Below are 3,063 nucleotides of genomic sequence, written 5' to 3' on the forward strand. Positions count from 1 at the left end.
TAGGTCGTTGTTCTGGACAAATTCAGCTTGTCTTGTATTCTTTCAGCAATAATAGTTTTGGTTAATGCCATAAATTCTACTCCTGCAACAAAATTTGGCTTTTTATTTAAGTTATGTATTTAAATTTGTTTGGTAAAATACTTTATTCTCTGTGTATTTGTCAAGTAACTAACCAAAGGATATTGAATTAAATGCAGATACCTCTTGTTATAAGATTGTTAATTTTAAAATTGTCTGCTATTTTATATGGCGCGTGATACTATACAGATTTAGATGATTTAATAATAAAAATCAAATGATTTCAAATGTTTAGTTTTTAGTGATGGAGTAAAAAAAGCAATGATAAACGCACTGACTGCCCTGGATGGAAGATATGCCCGATTAACAACAGAGCTTGCTGATGTTTTTTCTGAGTATGGTTTGATAAAACACAGGGTGTTTGTTGAAATTGAATGGCTTAAATTTATATTAGCCGATCTGAAACTTGCACCCTTTGATGATTTAAACACTGAGAAACTTAACCATATAGTACAGGCTTTTGATGTGGAAGATGCCCGTAAGGTTAAGGAGATTGAAAAACAAACAAATCATGATGTAAAAGCAGTTGAATATTTCATAAAGGATCAGCTTGATCTTTCAGGGCTTTCAGGCATAAAAGAGTGGGTTCACTTTGCCTGTACCTCAGATGATATCAATAATACTTCCTATGCTTTGATGTTGAAAAAAGGCAAAGAGATTGCAACAACCCTGTTGAGGCAGCTTATTGCTGATATAGAGGGCAAAGCCTTGCAATATAAGTCAATCCCAATGATGTCAAGAACCCATGGGCAGCCCGCGACACCCACAACGGTAGGTAAGGAATATATAAATTATGCCTGGCGACTTTTACAGGAAGCAGATATTGTCGATCAAAGTAAAGTTCAGGCAAAAATAAACGGGGCAACAGGAAATTATAATGCACATTATTTCGTATACCCTGATATTAACTGGATTGAGGCATCACAACGATTTATTTCCAATCATTTAAATCTGGAACCCATCCTTTTTACAACCCAGGTAAATCCGAATCATTCCATTGCTTTTGTTCTGCATTCTTTCATCAGGGTTGCAGCAATAATTATCGATTTGGACCGTGATATGTGGGGATATATCAGCCTGGGCTATTTTAATCAGAGGATCAAAAAAGGGGAGACAGGTTCATCTACAATGCCCCATAAGGTCAACCCCATTGATTTTGAAAACAGTGAAGGAAACATGGGGATTGCCATATCAATGATGGAACATCTTTGTGTTAAACTGCAAAAATCAAGATTCCAAAGAGATCTGAGTGACAGTACGGTTTTAAGAAGTCTGGGGTCTGCATTCGGCTATTTTGCAATTGGAGTGAAAAATGCTTTAAAAGGATTATCCAAGGTAGACCTGAATAACGGGGTGATACAAAAAGATCTTGATGATAATCAGGAGCTTCTTGCAGAACCTTTCCAGACTGCCATGAGGGTGTTTGGTGAAGATAATCCTTATGAAAGACTCAAAGAGCTTACCCGCGGGCAGAAAATTAAGAAAAAAGATTTGGAAAAGTTTGTAGACGGCCTTGAAAAGGTGCCGACGGATTTTAAAAAACGCATGAAACAATTAACCCCTGAAACATATGTGGGGCTTGCACAGAATCTGGTTGATATTTATTTTAAAAAGCACTCCTTGCCATAAAGAGGCCAGGACTATTAATGGGCGCTGATTGAATTTTTGGTATTAAAGCTGTTTAAATACCAGGGAGCAGATTTGTACTCCAATTGGCTCAACCCTTTGGTTTCAAGGGAGGTTATGGCAAGCTGAAGTGTGTGGTAATCTATCTCAATGTCATCCCAGCCAAGGTATTTAAGCCTTTTGTTTGCCTGGCAATGAGACATATTCGGGTTGATTAAACAGGCATTTACCAGGCTTCTGATGAATCCCGGGATCAAAGAAGCTTCAACCCCGTGTTCAATAAGCTTGCGGATTAATTTTTTATCAACCATTGTTGCCATTGAATTTCCCCAATTGAAATATGTCTATTTTCAGATCTTTTTTTTAGGAAGCTAACCTCTCACTTAAAAATATATTATTCGTGAACACCATTCTAGTCAATCCGAATTATTCCCGATCATTTTTTTGTGTGAACATGGTAAGTGCTGAAAAAATGTCCTTTCCATGATTATATTTTTTTTCTTTTAGTTGAAAATCTTTGAATTCCTTTAGTTTTTATCTAATTCCTTTGATTCTCATCATCAAAGAGAGTGTGCCCCTTTAGGGAACGGGTTTGGTGTATTTTAAAATATTTATGTTTAACTATTATATTTTTAGAAGTGGTGATATTGTTAGGGAACTTAAAGAATTTTATGGAGAGAAAGCAAATGACGGATAAATTATCAAAAAAAGATGGAGAGTTGCTTTTAAAGCTTGCAAGGCAAACTATTCTACGTAAATTCGGACAAGAAGATGGAGAGCTTGGATCTTTGAAGACCAAGATTTCAAAAAAGGTATTGGAAGAAAACCGTGGAACTTTTGTCAGTTTGCATAAAAAAGGAGATCTCAGAGGTTGTATTGGCAATATCGAGCCGGTTAAAACAGTTTTTGAAGGGGTTGTGGATAATGCAAGACACGCAGCCTTTAATGATTCAAGGTTCAGCCCGCTGTCCTATGAGGAGTTAAAGGATACAAGTATTGAGGTCAGTATCTTAACCCGGCCTAAAATTGTTGATTACACCGATGCTGAGGATTTAATTGCAAAGCTCAGGCCTGATATTGATGGAGTGATGATCAAAAAGCACTCTCACAGCGCGACCTTTCTGCCCCAGGTATGGAAACAACTAAAAGACCCCCAATTTTTTTTAAATCATCTTTGTATGAAAGCTGGATTAAAATCGGATGAGTGGAAATCCGGTGACCTTACTATCTCAACATATCAGGTTCAATTATTTGAAGAATAAGGAGCCCATTGTATGAAAAATATTAAACTCCTAGTATCCCGTCCCAAAAATTCTGACTGTTAAACTGGCAATTTATCTTCCATAAAAACAACTTGAT

At 36.6% G+C, this 3,063-nt stretch carries 3 protein-coding genes; 2 read left to right on the forward strand and 1 reads right to left on the reverse strand.

From position 1 onward, the window contains the following. Positions 1-339 precede the first annotated feature (339 nt). Positions 340-1,707 carry an adenylosuccinate lyase gene (purB, locus tag K8S13_RS22965; RefSeq protein ID WP_291466057.1) on the forward strand — a complete coding sequence of 456 codons (1,368 nt, stop codon included), beginning with the start codon at positions 340-342 and terminating at the stop codon, positions 1,705-1,707. A gap of 14 nt (positions 1,708-1,721) precedes the next feature. Here purB and K8S13_RS22970 read toward each other — a convergent pair whose 3' ends face one another. Continuing rightward, entirely contained in the window at positions 1,722-2,024 is a 303-nt protein-coding gene (locus K8S13_RS22970) for a hypothetical protein (protein ID WP_291466058.1), read from the reverse strand. A 366-nt stretch (positions 2,025-2,390) separates the two neighbouring features. On the opposite strand from K8S13_RS22970, the gene amrA reads away from it, so the two are divergent. After that, positions 2,391-2,966, forward strand: coding sequence for an AmmeMemoRadiSam system protein A (gene amrA, locus K8S13_RS22975; RefSeq protein ID WP_291466059.1), 576 nt, complete (start codon positions 2,391-2,393; stop codon positions 2,964-2,966). Positions 2,967-3,063: the final 97 nt, after the last annotated feature.

The organism is Desulfobacula sp. (assembly GCF_021107415.1).